This window comes from Streptomyces sp. NPDC059224 (genome assembly GCF_042754285.1).
GTDB lineage: Bacteria > Actinomycetota > Actinomycetes > Streptomycetales > Streptomycetaceae > Streptomyces.
Genome location: NZ_JBHZAN010000071.1, coordinates 15,873 through 32,181 on the forward strand (window position 1 = coordinate 15,873; position 16,309 = coordinate 32,181).

A 16,309-nucleotide genomic window follows, 5' to 3' on the forward strand; every position below is an offset into this window, starting at 1 on the left:
CGAGGAGAGAGTCATCGTGAGCGGAGCCACGGGCGCCGGATCGGCCGGTACCTCTACGGGTACGGACGCGGACGGCGGCGGCCGTGGCTCCGCCGCGTCCGGCGGGGCCGCCGAGGGTGGTGCGCAGCCGCCGATGGACACGCACACCACCCAGCTGAAGGCGGTCAAGGCGTCCGCGACGGACGCGCAGGGAACTCAGGGGGGCACCGTGAGCGACACCCGGAGCCAGACCGCCGCGGGCGCCCAGCCCGCGGCGGGGCAGCAGCCGAACACCTCCCCGCTGCCCGGGGAGCGGCGCGCGGAGCAGGCCGCCGGGCCCTATCACCCGCCGCAGGCCTACCCGGTGGCACAGGCCGCCCAGGCGCCCTCGGGGGCGGTACGGCGGCCGCGCACGGGTGCCGGGGCGCGTACCGCCCCGCGCACCCGCAAGGCCCGGCTGCGGGTAGCCAAGGCCGATCCGTGGTCGGTGATGAAGGTCAGCTTCCTGCTCTCCATCGCGCTGGGCATCTGCTCGATCGTGGCGTCGGCGGTGCTGTGGATGGTCCTGGACGCGATGGGCGTGTTCTCGACGGTCGGCGGCACCATCTCGGAGGCGACCGGTTCGAACGAGTCGAACGGCTTCGACCTCCAGTCGTTCCTGTCCCTTCCGCACGTCCTGATGTTCGCGGCGATCATCGCGGTCATCGACGTCGTCCTCGCGACGGCGCTGGCGACCCTCGGCGCCTTCATCTACAACCTCTCCGCGGGCTTCGTCGGGGGCATCGAGCTGACCTTGGCCGAGGACGAGTAACCGGAGTTCAAACCTCTCCCGTCGGTCCCCCGACAACCGATTTTGGGACTGCCCCGGTCGTGCGCTAATCTTCAGGAGTCAGCGCGCGGGAGACACACCGCAGAGCGCGGCGGGGCTATAGCTCAGTTGGTTAGAGCGCATCCCTGATAAGGATGAGGCCACAGGTTCAAATCCTGTTAGCCCCACCAGCACGACGGCCCCCGATCCGGATGGATCGGGGGCCTTCGGCGTATCCGGGCGGTCCAGACCGATGGCCGCGCGGCCGGGCCTTCCCGGGTCTGTCGGCGGGCACGCAAAAGCCCGGTCGCTGGCGACGGGGGATGCACCAGCGACCGGGTTGTGGCCAGCCTAACAAGGCGGCCTGTGCGACGGGAGTCAACTTCTCAGCCGTCATGAGCAGTTGTGATCGGGATCACTCAAAGGCCGTCATGTGGCGGACCGGTTCAGTCGCAGGGCGGGTCGTAGGCGAGGCGGGGGAGGTACTCCCGCCATTTCGCCTCGGTCAGTACGTTGCGGGTGACGGCGCAGATCCGGCTCACCGCCCGGTCGACGTCCAGGCTCCACAGCCGGACCGTGTCGGCGCCGCTGGAGACGCCCAGCATGTTGCTCTTCGGGCTGAAGGAGAGGAAGTTGCCCGTCTTGGCGTTCGGGCTCATGGACTGGCCGATGGGGTGGGCGGAGGACGCGGACGACACGTTCCAGAGGCGGACCGTGTTGTCGTTGCCGCCGCTGGCCAGGGTCCTGCCGTTCCGGCTGAACGTCAGGGAGACCACCGCCTCGGTGTGACCCGTGAGGGCCGCGCCCAGCCGGGCCGCGCGGGCCGGGTCGGAGACGTTCCACAGGCGGACCGTGTCGTCGTCGCTGCCACTGGCCAGGGTCGACCCGTCGGCACTGTAGGCGAGGGTGTTGACGGGGCCCAGATGGCCGGTGAGGGGGCCGCCCAGGGCCTTGGCGCGGGTCCGGTCGGAGACGTCCCAGAGACGGACCGTGCCGTCCGCGCTGCCGCTGGCCAGGGTGTGGCCGTCCGGGCTGAAGACCAGCGCGTTGACATAGCCGGTGTGGCCCTTGAGGGGTTCACCGAGCCGCCTGGGGTGCGCCGGGTCCGTGATGTCCAGGAGCTGGACCGTGCGGTCGTCGTGGTCGGCGGCCACGGTGCGCCCGTCCGGGCTCAGCGCCAGTGCCTCCGCGCCCGCGTACCGGGTGTCCAGCCGGACGGGCGCGCCGTACTGGCTGGGGTGGGCCGGGTCGGAGATGTTCCACAGCTGCACCCAGTTGGTGTTGTTCTCGCCGGTCATGATGACGAGGGTGCGGCCGTCGCGGGTGAACACCATCGAGCGCAGGTCCCGCCACCCGGTTCTGAACGGCTCGCCGAGCGCCCTGGGCCGGCCCGGATCCGTGATGTTCCACAGCCGCATCCGGCTGTCGCCGCCGCCGGTGGCCAGGACGCGCCCGTCCGGGCTGAACGCGCCCGCCTCGCCGATCATGTCCGACCCGGGGACCGACCACAGCCGTACCTTGCCGTCGCCGCTGCCGGTGGCAAGGGTGTGCCCGTCGGGGCTCCAGCCGACCGCGTACATCTCCCCGCTGCTGCCCGCGAGCGGCTCGCCCACCTGGGAGGGGAAGGCCGGGTTGCCGACGTTCCACACGCTGGCCGTGGAGTCCGCGCTGCCCGCGGCGAGCATCGAGCCGTCCGGGCTGAAGGCCACCGACCAGACCGGCCCGGTGTGCCCGGTGAGCGGTGCGCCGAGGCCCCTGGCGCGGGTCCGGTCGGTGACGTCCCACAGCCGTACGGTGTCGTCCTTGCTGCCGCTGGCCAGGGTGTGGCCGTCCGGGCTGAAGGCCACGGAGTGCACGGTCCCGGTGTGCCCGGTCAGCGGTGATCCGACGCGCTCGGGACGCCGGGGGTCCGAGACGTCGTACAGGAGGATCGAGTTGTCGTCGCTGCCGGCCGCGAGCGTGTGGCCGTCGGGGCTGAACGCGAGGGAGCGCACGGCTTCGGTGTGGCCGGTCAGGCTCCCGGCCGGCGAGGGGTGGCGAGGGTCGCGCACGTTCCACAGACGGACGGTGTGGTCCTCGTCGGCGGTGGCCAGGGTATGGCCGTCGGGACTGAAGGCCACCAGGTAGATCGTGCCGTCGTGGCGGCTCAACGGGGCGCCCAGCGAGGCCGGGTGGCGCGGGTCGGTGACGTCCCACAGACGTACGGTGCCGTCGTCGCCGGCGCTGGCCAGGGTGTGGCCGTCCGGGCTGAAGACCGCGCTGGACACCCAGCTCGTGTGGCCGGACAGCGGCTTGCCCAGTGGCTCGGGACGGGTCGGGTCGCTCACGTCCCACAGGCGGACCGTGCGGTCGTAGGCGGCGGTGGCCAGCGTCTTGCCGTCGGGGCTGAAGGTGGTGAGGTAGACGGCTCCGGTGTGGCCGAGCAGCGGGGTGGCCAGCGGTGCGTTGACGATCGACACGAGACGGTTGTTGGCGTCCTCGTCGTTCGGGCGCAGACGGTGTGCGACCAGGTCCAGCTGGGCGGAGAGCGCCGGGTCCGAGTACTGGAACCGGTCGGCCTCCGCGACCACCTGCTCGAACATCGCGTCGTCCCGCTGCTGCCGGGCGACCACCGCGGCGCCCGCGGCCAGCACCGCCAGTACGACCAGCGCCGACACGGCGGCCCTGCTGATCCACACCGTGCGCCGCCGGAGTCGTACCGAGGCCGCCAGGAACCGCACCGCGCTGCGGGTCAGGGAGGTGTCGTCGGCCGACTTCGCCCAGGTGTGGGCCTGCTCCAGCCGCGAGCCCCGGTACAGCAGCGCGGAGTCGTGGCCGGACTCGTCCCAGTACCGGCCGTCCTCCTCCAGGCGCTGGCGCAGCAGGTTGCCGTTGCGGTCCTCGTCGAGCCACTCGCGCAGCCGGGGCCAGGCGTGCAGCAGCGCCTCGTGGGTGATCTCCACGGTGTCCGCGTCCAGCGTCACCAGACGGGCCCGCACCAGCGCTTCGAGCGACTCCTCCGTCTTGTTCGGGTCGGTGGACTCGGCGGCCAGCTGGCGTCGGGTGCCACGCCTGCGGGTCGCCTGGGTGTCCTCGCCGAGTCGGACCAGCCGCAGCAGGAGCAGCCGGGCGGCGGTGCGGGCGGCCGGGTCCAGGCCGGTCCAGGCGCGCTCGGCGGTCGCGGCGACGGCACCCTGGATGCCGCCGGCGGCCCGGTAGCCGGCCAGCGTCAGGCGGCCTCCCTTGCGGCGCTGCCAGGTGGCGAGCAAGGCGTGCGAGAGCAGCGGGAGGACACCGGCGTCATGGGCGCCGCGCGGGCCGTCGGCGCTCACCTCGCGGACGATCAACTCGGCCAGCCCGGGCTCCAGTTCCAGACCCACCGCCTTGGCGGGGGCGGTCACCGCTTCGCGCAGCTCGGCTGTGGTCAGCGGACCGAGCACCATGTGCCGGTGCTGGAGCGCGTCGGCCAGCTCGGGGTAGCCCAGGCACTGCTCGTAGAAGTCGGCGCGGATACCGAGGACGACCAGGGCGGGGGCGGGTTCGCCGGGGCGGGCGGAGGTACTGGCCGTGTGCAGGAGCTGGACGAAGGCGCGCCGCTCCGCCTCGTCGGCGCAGAGAGTGAAGGTCTCCTCGAACTGGTCCACGATCACGACCGGACGGGACGCCTCGGGTCCCGGGGGCCATGTTTCACGTGAAACATCCTCGGTCTCCCGTCGCGCCCAGGACGTGACCGCCTCCCGTACGGCCTCCGGATCGTCCGGGTCCGTCCGATCGGCCAGCTCGGGTATGCGGCGGGACAGTTCCTTGACGGGGTCCGTTCCCGGGACGAGTTGCAGGACCTCGGGCGGGCGGTCCTCGTCCGCTGCCAGGACACCGTTCTGCAGGGCGGTGACCACGCCGGCGTTCAGCAGCGAGGATTTCCCCGCGCCCGAGGCGCCGACCAGCATGACCAGACCGCCGGCTTCCCTCGCCGACCGGAGTTGGGCGACCAGGGCGTCGGTGCTGCGCTCGCGGCCGAAGAACCAGCGGGCGTCCTCATGGCGGTAGGAGGCCAGACCTCGGTACGGGCAGACGCCGTCGGCCGGCGCGGGTGCCTCCGTCTCTTCCGCGGCCTGCGGCACCGGCAGCTCGCCGACCGGGTCGGCCACGGCCCGCTCCCACAGCTTCTGCCACTGGGGCAGGTCGTACAGCCCGGAGGAGACCGGCGTCGGCTGGGAGCGCCGGGCCTGGGGGATGAGAACCTGGAGCACGGCGGAGAGCGCGACGAACTGCGCGGGGACGTTCTTCGCCCGTCGCCAGTCACTGATCCGCTGGGCGGAGACCCGTACGGGCCGGCCCCGCTCGTCCACCCTGTGCAGCCGGTCGACCGCTTCGGCGACGCGTTTGAGCGGAGGGTTGCCGGCCTCCTTGTACAGCAGCGCGAGACGTTCCGCGAAGGCTGTGCGTGCCCCTGCGTCGGGACTCAAGGCTCTCCACCCCTTACTTCCGCCGCTGCTGGCCATCCGGACCGGAAAACCCACTTTATATGGCTGACCTGCGGCGAAGCCCTGGGTCGGACGCCCTGGCCTCCTCAGACGGGCGCCTCGACTGGCAGGATTTCGCTCCAGCAAGGCGGTGGTCGGGCGGCGCCCGGCGGGCCGACCAGCTCAGCGTCCGCGGAGACAGTGCACGACACCGCATGTTCTCGGTCAGGTTCCACCGGCGATTACCCGCCGGAGTGGCGCGACGACGGCAGCTGCTCTCTCCGACTGAGCGGGCCCTGCGGGGCCCGAGACCACCCGCGCCGTTCGGCACCGGTCCCCACGTGGGGAGGGACCGGAGCCGAACGGCACGGGGGCATCGTTCGCCGTGGGGCGCCGCCGCCCGCCCCTGGAGCGGCCCGTCCGGGTCTCCTGGAGCCGTATCCAGCCCGCCGCACGGGCCGCCTCGACCGCCTTTCCTCCGCGTCGTCGGCCGCCGTGTTCAGGGCCGTGTCCATGCCCGCCGCGGTACCGCCGGCCGCCATCGCTGCGGCCCGGGGGCGCGGTGAGGGCGGCGCCCAGGGCCGTGGCCGCCTCGGGGCGGTCGTCCAGTGGACCCGGCCATTTGTGCGGCCAGCGCCGCGGTGGCGGCGGCGTTACGGGCGCAGCGGGCGTCCGCCGCCGGGTCCGGTGCGGTCTCCGTCAGGGCGGCGAGGGATCGGGCCGACAGCCGCAGCGCGCCGGCGGCCCGGCCGGCCGGGCTCGTCGGTGCCGTTTGCGCCGCGTCGGGGTCGACACCCGCGTGACGGCAGACGGCCAGGGTGCGGGCGTATGCGCGGTGCGCACGGGCGGAGTGCAGCGCTCTGAGCTCCGCCGGGGGACGGTCATCTTCGGCTCCTTGCTGCCGGGCACGGGGGGCTCCGCCGGGAGACCGTGTGCGCCGGCGGAGCGGCTGCGGGTTCGTCGTGGCCGGGCGCGCGGTTCCCCGCGCCCCTCAGGGGTGCTTGCGAACCGTCGGTGGATGTGGGCTCGGCGTCGTTGCTCGCGGCTACGTGGCGGGGGTGTGCATCGGCACAGCCTCGTGTCCTTCGGGGTGCGTCCGAGCGGTCGGTCGGCTGCGGGTTCGTCGTGGCCGGGCGCGCGGTTCCCCGCGCCCCTCAGGGGTGCTTGCGTGCCGTTGTCCAGCTGAGGCGGTTCAGGTGAACAGGCCCAGGGCGGAGTCCAGGGACCAGGTCTGCCAGGACATCGCGAAGAGGCCGACCGCCGCGATCAGGGCCATCATCAGGTTCTGGCCCTGTTCCGCCCAGTCGTGGATCATGAGGGTCAGGTAGACCAGGTTGAGCAGGAACCCGGCCACCAGGGCGATCGGAGTGAGGAAGCCGAAGGCCAGGCCGAGGCCCAGGGCCAGTTCCGCGTACGCCACCACGTAGGCCATCAGCCGGGGACGCGGCGCGACGACGACGTCGAAGCCCCGCCGGACCACGGGCCAGCGGTGTTTCTCCGCGACACCGGCCGCCCACCGGATGCCCCCGCCGCCGAACCACTGCTTCTTGTCCTTGTGCCGCCAGCTCTCCAGCCACCACAGACCGAGCCCGATGCGGAGTACCGCGAACCACTCGGCACCGCTCAGCAAGGCTGATTGCATCCCGCACCCTCCCCGGATCCGTCCACTTACCTGACGATCCGTCAGTTCAGCGGAAGGCGGCGCGCGCCGCAAGGGGTCCGGCGGCTCTTGCTGGCGCCGCCTCCTGGGCCTAGCCTGATAGCCGAACCGAAATCTGATGGACCGTCAGCTAAGCGGGTATCCAAGCAGGCAGCAGGGGGTAGGCATGGCAGAGAACGCGACCGGCACCCAGGATCTGCCCAGGGTCGTCAGCGTGGACGACCACGTGATCGAGCCCGCGCACCTCTTCGAGAGGTGGCTGCCGGGCAAGTACCGCGACAAGGGCCCCAAGCCCTTCACCGCCGGCATCGGCGAACTCGCCTACGTCGGCGGCAAGTACCGCTTCACCACCGACCCCGAGGGCCAGACCACCGACTGGTGGGAGTACGAGGGCCTGCTCTTCCCGTACAAGCGCATCATCGCCGCCGTCGGCTTCTCCCGGGACGAGATGACGCTCGACGGCATCACCCGGGAGCAGATGCGGCGCGGCTGCTGGGACCCCAAGGCCCGCCTGGACGACATGGACATGAACCATGTGGAGGCCTCCCTCTGCTTCCCCACCTTCCCCCGCTTCTGCGGGCAGACCTTCGCCGAGGCCGAGGACAAGGAGGTCGCGCTGGCCTGTGTCCGGGCCTACAACGACTGGATGGTCGAGGAGTGGTGCGGTGACAGCGGCGGCCGGCTGATCCCGCTGTGCCTGATCCCGCTGTGGGACATCGACCTGGCCGTCGCCGAGATCCGGCGCAACGCCGTACGGGGCGTCCGGGCGGTCACCTTCAGCGAGATCCCCACCTATCTGGGCCTGCCGTCCATCCACTCCGGCTACTGGGACCCGTTCTTCGCGGTCTGCGAGGAGACCGGGACGGTCGTCAACATGCACATCGGCAGCAGCTCGCAGATGCCCGCCGCTTCCCCGGACGCCCCGCCCGCCGTGCAGGCCTCGCTGAGCTTCAACAACGCCATGGCCTCGATGATGGACTTCCTCTTCTCCGGGGTCCTGGTCCGCTTCCCCCGGCTCAAACTGGCCTACAGCGAGGGCCAGATGGGCTGGATCCCCTACGCCCTGGAGCGCGCCGACGACGTCTGGGAGGAGCACCGGGCCTGGGGCGGGGTCAAGGACCTGATCCCCGAGCCCCCGTCGACGTACTACTACCGGCAGATCTTCTGCTGCTTCTTCCGCGACAAGCACGGCATCGAGGCGATCGAGACGGTCGGCGTGGACAACGCGACCTTCGAGACGGACTACCCGCACGTCGACTCGACCTGGCCGGAGACCAAGCGGGTCGCCCAGGAACACGTGGGCGGGCTGGCTCCGGAGGTCGCCTACAAGCTGCTGCGCGGGAACGCCATCCGGATGCTGGAACTGCCCTTCACATAACCCGGTTCGGCGGGGCCTCCGTTGGGCAGGGGACTTCCCATGAAGGTCTCCGTCGACGCCGATGTCTGTTATGGGTCGGGTGAGTGTGCCTTCCGGGCACCCGCCGTGTTCGGCTTCGAGGACGGGTACGGTTTCGTCCTGCCCGGACGGGAGGAGTCCGGGGACGACGAACTGATGCGGGACATCGCCGAGCGCTGCCCGTCCCAGGCGATCCGGATCAACGGGAAAAGGGTCACTGACTAGCGGATGAGCACCACCGGCACGGAACCCACGCGGCACACCGGGCTCACCGAACTCCTGGCCACTCTCGGCCGCGGCTACGTCCGGGACTTCCCGGTTCCCTGGGGCAAGCCGCCCGCCGCCCGCGCGCTCAACGCCTACCTGCGCGACCACCCGCGCCGGCGGGTCGTCCGGACGCGTTCCGGCGCCCGGTTCGCGGTCGACACGCAGGACCTCATCCAGCGCTACCTCTACCTCTTCGGGGTGTGGGAACCGCACCTGACCCACTGGCTGCGCGGCAGGCTGGCGCCCGGGGACTGCTTCGTCGACGTCGGCGCCAACATCGGTGTCTTCAGCGTCCTCGCCTCCTCTCTGGTCGGGGAGCGGGGCCGGGTCGTGGCCGTCGAGGCCTCCCCCGCCTTCCACCGCCGCCTCGAACAGCAGAGCGCGCTCAACGGCTGCCGGAACATCCGGGCGGTCAACGCCGCGGTCTCCGACGCCCACCGCACCCTGACCTTCGTGCTGGCCAGCTCCTCCAACATGGGCGCCAACAGCATCGTGCCCTGGGACGGTCCCGCCGAGTCGAGCTTCGACATCGAGGCCGTGCCGCTCCCCGAGCTGCTGCGGCCTGAGGAGATCGAGACCGCGCGGGTCATCAAGATCGACGTGGAGGGAGCCGAGGGCGCGGTGGTGCGGGGGCTGGCGCCGCTCCTGGAGAAGCTGCGCCCGGACGCCGAGATCACCGTCGAGGTCACCCCCGACCGCATGACCCGGCTGGGTGACTCGGCGGACGACCTGCTGCGCACCATGACCGACGCCGGCTACCACGTCTACCGGCTCGCCAACAGCTACGCGGCCGACAGCTACCCCCGGGCGCTGTACGGCGCGCCGGTGGCCCCGGTCCGCTGGGACGGCCCGGTGACACAGGAGAGCGACCTGGTGTTCTCGCGGACCGACGCGGCGACGCTCTAGCCATGTCGTCCCGGATGGCCGGATGGGCGGGTGGCACGGCCCCGGTGTCCTCGTGGACCGCCACCGCCGCGCCACCCGCGCCCGGCTGACGCCGGCTACCGCCAGCCGAACTGCGCCAACGCCCGTGCCCGGGCCGCCACGACCGCCATCCTGGCCTGCCGTTCGGCCGGATCGGTATGGGCGGCCTGACCGGTGACCTGCCCCGGCCACTTGCGGTAGAGCAGCCCGGCCTCCGCCGTGAACCAGCCCCGGCTCACCGCGTTCAGCGCGAGCAGCAGCCCGGTGTCCTCGGAGGCGGGCAGCGCCATCCAGCCGCCCAGGGCGAGCAGCAGTTCCCGGCGGACGAAGAGGCTGGCCGGGTGGACCGGGGCGCGGAAGTCGTTCGCCGTCCAGGATTCGAGTACCGTGCCGCGCTCGATCGGGCCCTGCGCCGGGTCGCCGGGAAAGCCGGCCGTGGAGCCGTCGGGCAGCAGGTCGAGAACGCGTGAGGTGGCCCAGCCGACCGCCGGACGGGCTTCGAGGACGGCGAGGTCGCGGCTGAGCGCGCCCGGCGTGAGCTGGTCGTCGGCGTCGAGGATCTTGACGTACGCCCCCTCGGCCCGGGCCAGCGCGAGAGTCCGGGCCACCCCGGGACCGCCGGTGCGGCCCTGCCGGAACGACACCCGGGCATCGTCCGGGACGTACGGGCGGACCTTGTCGCCGTAGCCGTCCTCCTGGACCAGCCACCGCCACTCCCAGCCGGCGGGCAGCCGCTGCTCGCACAGCGACCTGTACGCCTCCGGCAGGAAACGGGCCGACGGTGCGTGGACCGCGGTGACGACGGTGACGCACCGGCTCACGGCGGCGCTCACCACCTTTCCAGGTGTGTGGTGAAGAGCAGTTCGGTGCGGTCGCCGGGAAGCGTGACCGCGGTGATGTCCACGACGCGGTCACGGATGTCGTACGAGGTCTTGCGCAGCAGGATCACCGAGGTGCCGGCCGGCAGGTCGAGCTCCCGGGCCTCCTCGGGGGTCGGCGGTCGGGCGGTGAAGCGTTCCTCGACACGGCCGACCTCGATGCCGACGGTGTGCAGTTGATGGTGGGTGCCGCCCGGCCAGGGCTCCCTGCTCTCGTCCAGGAGCGCCGGGTTCGCCGCGATCATGTCCCGGACGAGATAGGAGCTCACCAGGCTGAAGGGCGCGGTCTCGGCCGAGTACCGGGTCCGGTAGGTGCGTTCCAGGAGCACCGTGCCCTCCGGCACCCCGAACGCGTCGGCGAGACCGCCGGGCGCGCGCAGCTGGCGGTACCGGGTGAAGAAGACCAGGTCGTCGAGGACCAGCCCGGTCTCGTGCTCGGTCGCGCCCGTCGCGGCGCGGGCGGCCTCCGGCATCCTGGCGCGGTCCTTCTCCCACTGGTGCCGGGTGTTGTCCCGGATCGCACGGGTGCGGGGCCTGCGCACGAAGGTGCCGCTGCCGTGCCGCCTGTCGATCAGCCCCTCCGCGCTCAGCAGGCGCAACGCGTTCTGGACGGTGGGCACGCTCCGCCCGTAGTGCCGGGCCAGCTCCGCCTCGGAGGGCAGCCGCGCGCCGGGTTCGGGCTCGCCGGTCCTGATGGCGCGGCGGAGGTCGTCGGCGATCTCCTCGTATGCCTTGGGCACGGTTTCAGCCTACGACTCCTCAGGAGGAGTTGCGGAGTCGAGCCTTTGCCGGCGCCCCGCCGGCGGTCGAGCCTTTGCCGGACGCCCCGCGGGCGGGTCCGGGCATGCGAAGACCCGCGGCCGGGTCCCGGTCGCGGATCTGTGTCGCAGTAGGCGCTGGTACGTACGCAAGTCGCCCTTGCGCCGTTGCGTCTGAGACGGCTGGAGAGGATCAGCAGTCGAGGTTCGCCGCCGGGGGTTCGGCCGGGTCGTCCGACTCGGTCGTGTCCAGGGGGCGCTGGCGGCAACCGGGGGTCTTGCCGTGGGCCTCGGCCCGGATGCGCTGCTTCATCGTGGGGGGCAGGGACCTTGCCTGGGACCAGAGCCAGTGGGTCTGTGCCGGGATCATCACCCGGCCGGCCGGGACGTGCTTGTCGCCGCTGTTGCTGTTGCGCGGGGTCTCGGTCTGCGGTACCGCGGTGGCGGTGGCGGCGGAGACGAGTCCGAGCGCCGTGCAGAGCGCAAGGAAGGCGGTGACGATGGCGGTCCACATCTTCATGACCTTGGCGTTCCGGGCCATGGCCCCTCACTTTCGGGTTGGGCGATTTGCGTACTTTCCTCATGATGTGTATGCGGATCGCGAAGTGGGGGACGTCAACCTGTGGCGCGGCGATGTTCTGATGAACACCACCCGGACGGAGGCAAGAGATCTGAAAAATCACAAGAAAGGCGCCTGAAGGCGGGCGAGAGGGTGCAAAGTAACCCTCCGTGGAGGTGTGATCACCCTCCGGCCGGAACAGCCAGGCGACGTGCCGCACGCCGGGCAACACCGTCTGGTGAGCCGGAGTTGGGGCCGGATGCCAGGTCACCGATCGATATCGGTCGGTGTGTATAGTCGGGCGCCAGAGGTCCCCTACGTCAAGGAAGAGACGAGGTCGCGCGGTGAAGAAGCTTCTCCTGGTCGCACTGGCCGCCATCGGCGGGCTCCTCGTGTACCGCCAGATCCAGGCGGATCGCGCCGAGCAGGATCTGTGGACGGAGGCGACTGACTCCGTGCCCACGGGTTCGTGAGTACCGACAACGAACGACACTGAGACCCCGACCGCCTCGCGGTCGGGGTTTTGCGTTGTCCGGGGCCGGGAGGGGGCGTTTCGGACGGTCGTACGGATTGCCGGGTGGCGCGGGGGCGTGAACGGCAGTATGGGGCCGGTCTGGGACTTCGAAGGCTGAGGACTTCGAAGGCCGACGAGCGACGGCTGGGGGCGCGCGTGACACGGCGGTGGCGCACGGGGGCGGGACGGCGGGGCACCGGTACGACGGCCGCTCTCCCGCTGACGGCGGTGCTGACCGTGCTGCTGACGGCACTTCTGCCCACCTCTCCGGTTGCGGCCGACGGCGGCAGCGGTTATGCCTTCGCCCCGGACGCCCGCACGATCGCCGCGGCGACGGACACCGCGGCCGCGGCACCGCTGGAGCCCGGCAGGACCTACCGCAGCACCCTGCCGGAGAAGGGCGAACTGTACTTCCGCCTCGAACTCGCCGCCGCCGACACCGCCTACGTCCCGGTCACCGCCGTCCCGCCGACCGATGCCACCGTCTCCGCGAGCGACGGCATCGGCGTCTCCGTCGAGGACGCCAACGGCGTCTCCTGCGGCTACGACAGCGCCCGCTTCGGCGCCGGACTGAGCCCCCGGCCGGTCACCGCGCTGGGACGCAGGGACACGGGCAGGGCGCTGTGCCAGGACGCGGGCACCTACTACGTGACCGTCCAGCGGCTCGCCTCCGGCTCACGGACCACGACTCCCGGCAGCTGGGACCTGGAGATCGCCCCCGCCACCGAACCGGCCCTGGCCAGGTCCGGTGCCACCACCGCCCCCGGGGCCTGGAACTCCGCCACCCCCGCGCCGCTCACCGGCAACCCCCGCCACCGCACCGCGGGCGCCGGCTTCGCCACGGCCCGCACCCTGGGCGCAGGCGTCTGGCGGACCGGAATCACCCCGGGGCAGACCCTCTACTACGCCGTCCCGGTCGACTGGGGACAGCAACTGCACGCCACCGTCGAACTGGGCAGCACCGCGGGCGACGCCCAGGGCTATGTCAGCGCCGCGCTCAACCTCTCGCTCTACAGCCCGGTCCGCGGCTACGTCAGCGACGTCTCCCTCGGCTACGACGGCACCCAGAAGGCGTCCTCCCTCGCCCCCCTGCCACCGGTGGCCTACGCCAACCGGTACGCCGTCCCCGGCGAGGAGAACTCCGTCCGCTTCGCCGGCGCCTACTACCTCGTCGTCCACCTCACCGGACAGACGGCGGCCACCTTCGGGCAGGGGCCGTACGGCGTGACACTCCGGGTCCGCGTCGACGGCGCCCCGAACTCCGGCCCCCACTACGCCGGTTCACCCGTCCCGAAGAACGTCTTCGATCCGCCGTCGGACCAGGGCGGCGGCCTGGCCGCCGCCCCCGGAGACGACGACACGGCGATGCGGGCGCTCGCGGCCGGCGGAATCGGCACGGGCACCGTCCTGCTCCTGGTCCTGGGCGTGTGGACACTGACCGCCCGCCGCGCTCAGATCCGGGTCAACGCCCAGAAGCCCACGGCGTAACAGGCCAGCGCCAGCAGCAGGACGGGCACGGCGGCCTTCGCGGACGGCCCCGGCCGCCGCACCCGCCGCCGGCGCCGGCCGTGGGTACGCGCCGACGGCGGCGGGGCCACCGCCACCGACTGCGGGTCACGGGCGGTGTAGGTGGCGGTACCGGTGGCCTCGGCGTGCGGCTGCACCGGGGGGAGGGGCTGCGCCGGGGGCCAGGGTGTCTGTGTCTGGGGCTGGGGCTGCTGGTGGGTGACGTACGGCGGGGACGGCGGTGTGGGCCGCGGCTGGTGCGGCGGCTCCGCTTCCGCGGCGGGGGGAACCGGTGCCCCGGGCGGCGGGAGCCGGAAGCTGCCGGTGTCCGACATGCCGGCCGGGCCCAGGCCCAGGCCCAGGCTCGGGGCCGAGGGTGAGCCGGTGTCGCCGGTGGAGGTGGCGGGGGGCACGTCGCCGTGCGCCGCCGGGGATCCGGTCGCCGAGCCCGAGCCCGAAACCGGGTCGGCCGACGGGCGGGACGAGTCGTTCGACACCGTGCCCGACGTGCCCTTCGGCAGGGCGCCGGGACCGGTCGGGGCGGTGCCGGCCTCCGGCGCCGTCCCCTTGTCCGCCTCCGTGCCCGGCCCCGGCCCGGGTGCCGCCGGCCCCAGCGCGTCCGTCGTCCCTGTGGCGCCCGTCGGGACCGCTCTGCCTGTCGTCCCCGTCTGTCCCGCCGTCCCCGTCGCCCCCCGCGAATCGACCCCCGACGCCGCCCGCGACGGTCCCTGCGGAGCGAACCCCGCGGGCAGCGGACCCAGTTGGTCGAAGATCTCGATCAACTCGTCGTCGGGGCCCGGCTCGGGGAGGAGCTCCCTGGCCTGGGCGAGCGCCTTGCGAGCACCTGTGGCCGTGCGGAAACGGAACTCGGGATTGGGCTGGAGGAGAGTGGCGACGACCTGCCACAGAGGATCCGGGATGCCCTTGGGCGCTCCAGGCGTGCCGTGTTCGGCGAAGAGCTGGACGAGCGCCTTGGCGTCCGGCTTGGCGCCTTCCAGGAGGAACAGGGCGACCAGGCCGACGGCGAACAGATCGGCCGTGAAGTCGGGCTCGGCACCCAGGAGTTGCTCGGGAGCGATGTAACCCGGCGTGCCGACCACCAGGTTGGTCTCGGTCAGCCGGGCCTCGCCGAACCGCATGGCGATACCGAAGTCGGACAGCCGCAGGCGCGGGCGGGCCGTGCCGCTGGCCTCCAGCAGGATGTTCGCGGGTTTGATGTCCCGGTGGACCACGCCCTCCGCGTGCACCGCGGCGAGGCCGGAGAGCAACTGGTCGAGGAGCGTGCAGACGAAGGCGGGGGGCAGGGGACCGTAGTCCCCCACGAGGTGGACCAGCGAGCCGCCGGCGACCAGGTCCATCGTGAACAGGACCTTGTCGTCGTCGGCGGCCCAGCTGGCCGGCGCGAGGACATGAGGGTGGTCGATGCGCAGCGCCTGCTCCCGCACGAAGCGCAGCAGTGCGTGGGCGTCGCTCTGCTGGAGCACCTTGGCGGCCACGTAGCGCTTGCGCCGGTGGTCCCAGGCACGCCAGACGGCGCCCACTCCGCCATGACCGATCGGGTCGGCCAGTTCGTACCGGCCTGCGAAGACCTCACCCATGACTGCCCGTAGCCCTCCCCCTCTGGTCCCCTCGTTCCCCCTGCCTCACACCCCCGTTGCCTTCCCCCCGATGAGCGATACGACCCCTCTCGCGTGACCCCCTCGGCCAGGGCCGGGCCCCGCCCGGCTCACCGGACCCCCTCCGGTGTACCGGGCCGTGGCTCAGCTCTGGTGCGACTGGTAGTGCGTGACCGCGTCCGACGTGCGGCCGGCGCCGTAGACACGGAGGAACTCCGCGAGCTCCGGGTGGGTCGGAGCCAGGCTGTCCGCCGCGTCGATGATGTCACCGGCGGCGGCCACCGACCGCAGCAGGGACTGGATCTCGCGGACCACCCGCTTGACCGTGGGCGCACCCGAACCGCTCGTCGTGTGCGTGGTGTTGCTGAGCACCGAGCCCCCCTGGGACTTCTTGATCTCGTCCATCCGCTCGGTCGCCTCGGCCGCGCTCACGCTGCCGTCCGCGACCTGCGCCGCCAGGTCCTGGAGCAGCTGAACCCGCTGGACCACGGCCGGGTTGCCGATCTTCGCCCGCTGTCCGCTCATCAACTGCGACAGCATGGGCGCGGACAGTCCGAGGACCGCCGCGAGACGTGCCTGGTTGAGCCCCAGGTCGTCGATGAGCTTACGGAAGAGCGCCCCCAACGGCTCCCCGTACCAGTTCCGCTGCAGCTCCCGCGCTCTGGCGGTGGCCTCCTGCTGTGCGGCGTCCATTGCGTCTCCCCATCGCTTCCCCAAAAAATCCACGGTTCGCTACAGCGAACCCCGTCGAGCATCTTACGGAGCGTGGTCATCCGCGGGGACCCCCAATCTTTTTGCGAGGTACGGGGGGTGACCCGGTACTCTGGTCTGCGGCACCGACCAGCGGACCTCTCGCTGGGGCGGCGGCTTCCCGTACGGGGCCTTAGCTCAGTTGGTAGAGCGCCGTCTTTGCATGGCGGATGTCAGGGGTTCGACTCCCCTAGGCTCCACAGCAGGTCAGGACCCCTCCCGGACACCATCCGGGAGGGGTCTTGCATGATC

The 16,309-nt window shown here is 72.2% G+C and carries 13 protein-coding genes and 2 tRNA genes; 8 read left to right on the forward strand and 7 right to left on the reverse strand.

The window, feature by feature from the left end:
* Positions 1–16: 16 nt before the first annotated feature.
* Together ACFXI4_RS43210 and ACFXI4_RS43215 are read left to right on the forward strand one after the other, a co-directional pair.
* Positions 17–790: a DUF3566 domain-containing protein gene (locus ACFXI4_RS43210; protein WP_385002806.1), complete on the forward strand. Its 774-nt coding sequence runs from the start codon at positions 17–19 to the stop codon at positions 788–790.
* Positions 791–901: 111 nt separating this feature from the next.
* A tRNA-Ile gene (locus tag ACFXI4_RS43215) sits at positions 902–978 on the forward strand.
* Between the two features lie 255 nt (positions 979–1,233).
* Here ACFXI4_RS43215 and ACFXI4_RS43220 read toward each other — a convergent pair.
* Both ACFXI4_RS43220 and ACFXI4_RS43225 read right to left on the reverse strand, forming a co-directional pair.
* The gene (locus tag ACFXI4_RS43220; RefSeq protein ID WP_385002835.1) at positions 1,234–5,268 is read right to left on the reverse strand and encodes an AAA family ATPase; all 4,035 of its coding nucleotides are present in this window, start codon (positions 5,266–5,268) and stop codon (positions 1,234–1,236) included.
* Between the two features lie 1,153 nt (positions 5,269–6,421).
* A complete protein-coding gene (locus ACFXI4_RS43225) occupies positions 6,422–6,871 on the reverse strand; it encodes a DoxX family protein (protein WP_385002809.1) in 450 nt (149 codons plus the stop codon).
* Between the two features lie 184 nt (positions 6,872–7,055).
* Between ACFXI4_RS43225 and ACFXI4_RS43230 the strand changes: the two genes are divergently transcribed.
* From ACFXI4_RS43230 to ACFXI4_RS43240, 3 genes are read left to right on the forward strand one after another with little or no spacing between them, the layout of a single operon-like run.
* On the forward strand, positions 7,056–8,267 hold the full coding sequence (locus tag ACFXI4_RS43230) for an amidohydrolase family protein (RefSeq protein WP_385002812.1): 1,212 nt from the start codon (positions 7,056–7,058) through the stop codon (positions 8,265–8,267).
* 39 nt (positions 8,268–8,306) lie between these two features.
* Positions 8,307–8,510, forward strand: coding sequence for a ferredoxin (locus ACFXI4_RS43235; RefSeq protein WP_362724523.1), 204 nt, complete (start codon positions 8,307–8,309; stop codon positions 8,508–8,510).
* 3 nt (positions 8,511–8,513) lie between these two features.
* Positions 8,514–9,458 carry an FkbM family methyltransferase gene (locus ACFXI4_RS43240; RefSeq protein ID WP_385002815.1) on the forward strand — a complete coding sequence of 315 codons (945 nt, stop codon included), beginning with the start codon at positions 8,514–8,516 and terminating at the stop codon, positions 9,456–9,458.
* Positions 9,459–9,553: 95 nt separating this feature from the next.
* Here ACFXI4_RS43240 and ACFXI4_RS43245 read toward each other — a convergent pair whose 3' ends face one another.
* The 3 genes from ACFXI4_RS43245 to ACFXI4_RS43255 form a co-directional block, all read right to left on the reverse strand.
* On the reverse strand, positions 9,554–10,309 hold the full coding sequence (locus ACFXI4_RS43245; RefSeq protein ID WP_385002818.1) for a glycosyltransferase family 2 protein: 756 nt from the start codon (positions 10,307–10,309) through the stop codon (positions 9,554–9,556).
* Positions 10,306–11,094, reverse strand: coding sequence for a GntR family transcriptional regulator (locus ACFXI4_RS43250; protein WP_385002821.1), 789 nt, complete (start codon positions 11,092–11,094; stop codon positions 10,306–10,308). Before ACFXI4_RS43250 ends, ACFXI4_RS43245 begins: the two co-directional genes overlap by 4 nt.
* A 211-nt stretch (positions 11,095–11,305) precedes the next feature.
* The gene (locus tag ACFXI4_RS43255; RefSeq protein ID WP_385002824.1) at positions 11,306–11,653 is read right to left on the reverse strand and encodes a DUF6344 domain-containing protein; all 348 of its coding nucleotides are present in this window, start codon (positions 11,651–11,653) and stop codon (positions 11,306–11,308) included.
* 362 nt (positions 11,654–12,015) lie between these two features.
* Here ACFXI4_RS43255 and ACFXI4_RS43260 point away from each other — a divergent pair, with 362 nt between their 5' ends.
* Positions 12,016–12,144, forward strand: a complete 129-nt coding sequence (locus ACFXI4_RS43260) for a DLW-39 family protein (RefSeq protein ID WP_003999697.1) — start codon at positions 12,016–12,018, stop codon at positions 12,142–12,144.
* Between the two features lie 197 nt (positions 12,145–12,341).
* The gene (locus ACFXI4_RS43265) at positions 12,342–13,673 is read left to right on the forward strand and encodes a hypothetical protein (RefSeq protein WP_385002827.1); all 1,332 of its coding nucleotides are present in this window, start codon (positions 12,342–12,344) and stop codon (positions 13,671–13,673) included.
* Here ACFXI4_RS43265 and ACFXI4_RS43270 read toward each other — a convergent pair.
* Together ACFXI4_RS43270 and ACFXI4_RS43275 are read right to left on the reverse strand one after the other, a co-directional pair.
* Positions 13,637–15,289 carry a serine/threonine-protein kinase gene (locus ACFXI4_RS43270; RefSeq protein ID WP_385002830.1) on the reverse strand — a complete coding sequence of 551 codons (1,653 nt, stop codon included), beginning with the start codon at positions 15,287–15,289 and terminating at the stop codon, positions 13,637–13,639. The genes ACFXI4_RS43265 and ACFXI4_RS43270 overlap by 37 nt on opposite strands.
* A gap of 162 nt (positions 15,290–15,451) precedes the next feature.
* A complete protein-coding gene (locus tag ACFXI4_RS43275) occupies positions 15,452–16,000 on the reverse strand; it encodes a helix-turn-helix domain-containing protein (protein WP_385002833.1) in 549 nt (182 codons plus the stop codon).
* Between the two features lie 184 nt (positions 16,001–16,184).
* Here ACFXI4_RS43275 and ACFXI4_RS43280 point away from each other — a divergent pair.
* A tRNA-Ala gene (locus tag ACFXI4_RS43280) sits at positions 16,185–16,257 on the forward strand.
* The last annotated feature ends 52 nt before the right edge of the window (positions 16,258–16,309 follow it).

Excerpts from the sequence above, each read along its gene's own strand:
- ACFXI4_RS43220 (WP_385002835.1), bottom strand. The coding sequence starts at position 5,268 with ATGGCCAGCAGCGGCGGAAGTAAGGGGTGGAGAGCCTTGAGTCCCGAC.
- ACFXI4_RS43225 (WP_385002809.1), bottom strand. The coding sequence starts at position 6,871 with ATGCAATCAGCCTTGCTGAGCGGTGCCGAGTGGTTCGCGGTACTCCGC.
- ACFXI4_RS43230 (WP_385002812.1), top strand. The coding sequence starts at position 7,056 with ATGGCAGAGAACGCGACCGGCACCCAGGATCTGCCCAGGGTCGTCAGC.
- ACFXI4_RS43235 (WP_362724523.1), top strand. The coding sequence starts at position 8,307 with ATGAAGGTCTCCGTCGACGCCGATGTCTGTTATGGGTCGGGTGAGTGT.
- ACFXI4_RS43240 (WP_385002815.1), top strand. The coding sequence starts at position 8,514 with ATGAGCACCACCGGCACGGAACCCACGCGGCACACCGGGCTCACCGAA.
- ACFXI4_RS43255 (WP_385002824.1), bottom strand. The coding sequence starts at position 11,653 with ATGGCCCGGAACGCCAAGGTCATGAAGATGTGGACCGCCATCGTCACC.
- ACFXI4_RS43270 (WP_385002830.1), bottom strand. The coding sequence starts at position 15,289 with ATGGGTGAGGTCTTCGCAGGCCGGTACGAACTGGCCGACCCGATCGGT.
- ACFXI4_RS43275 (WP_385002833.1), bottom strand. The coding sequence starts at position 16,000 with ATGGACGCCGCACAGCAGGAGGCCACCGCCAGAGCGCGGGAGCTGCAG.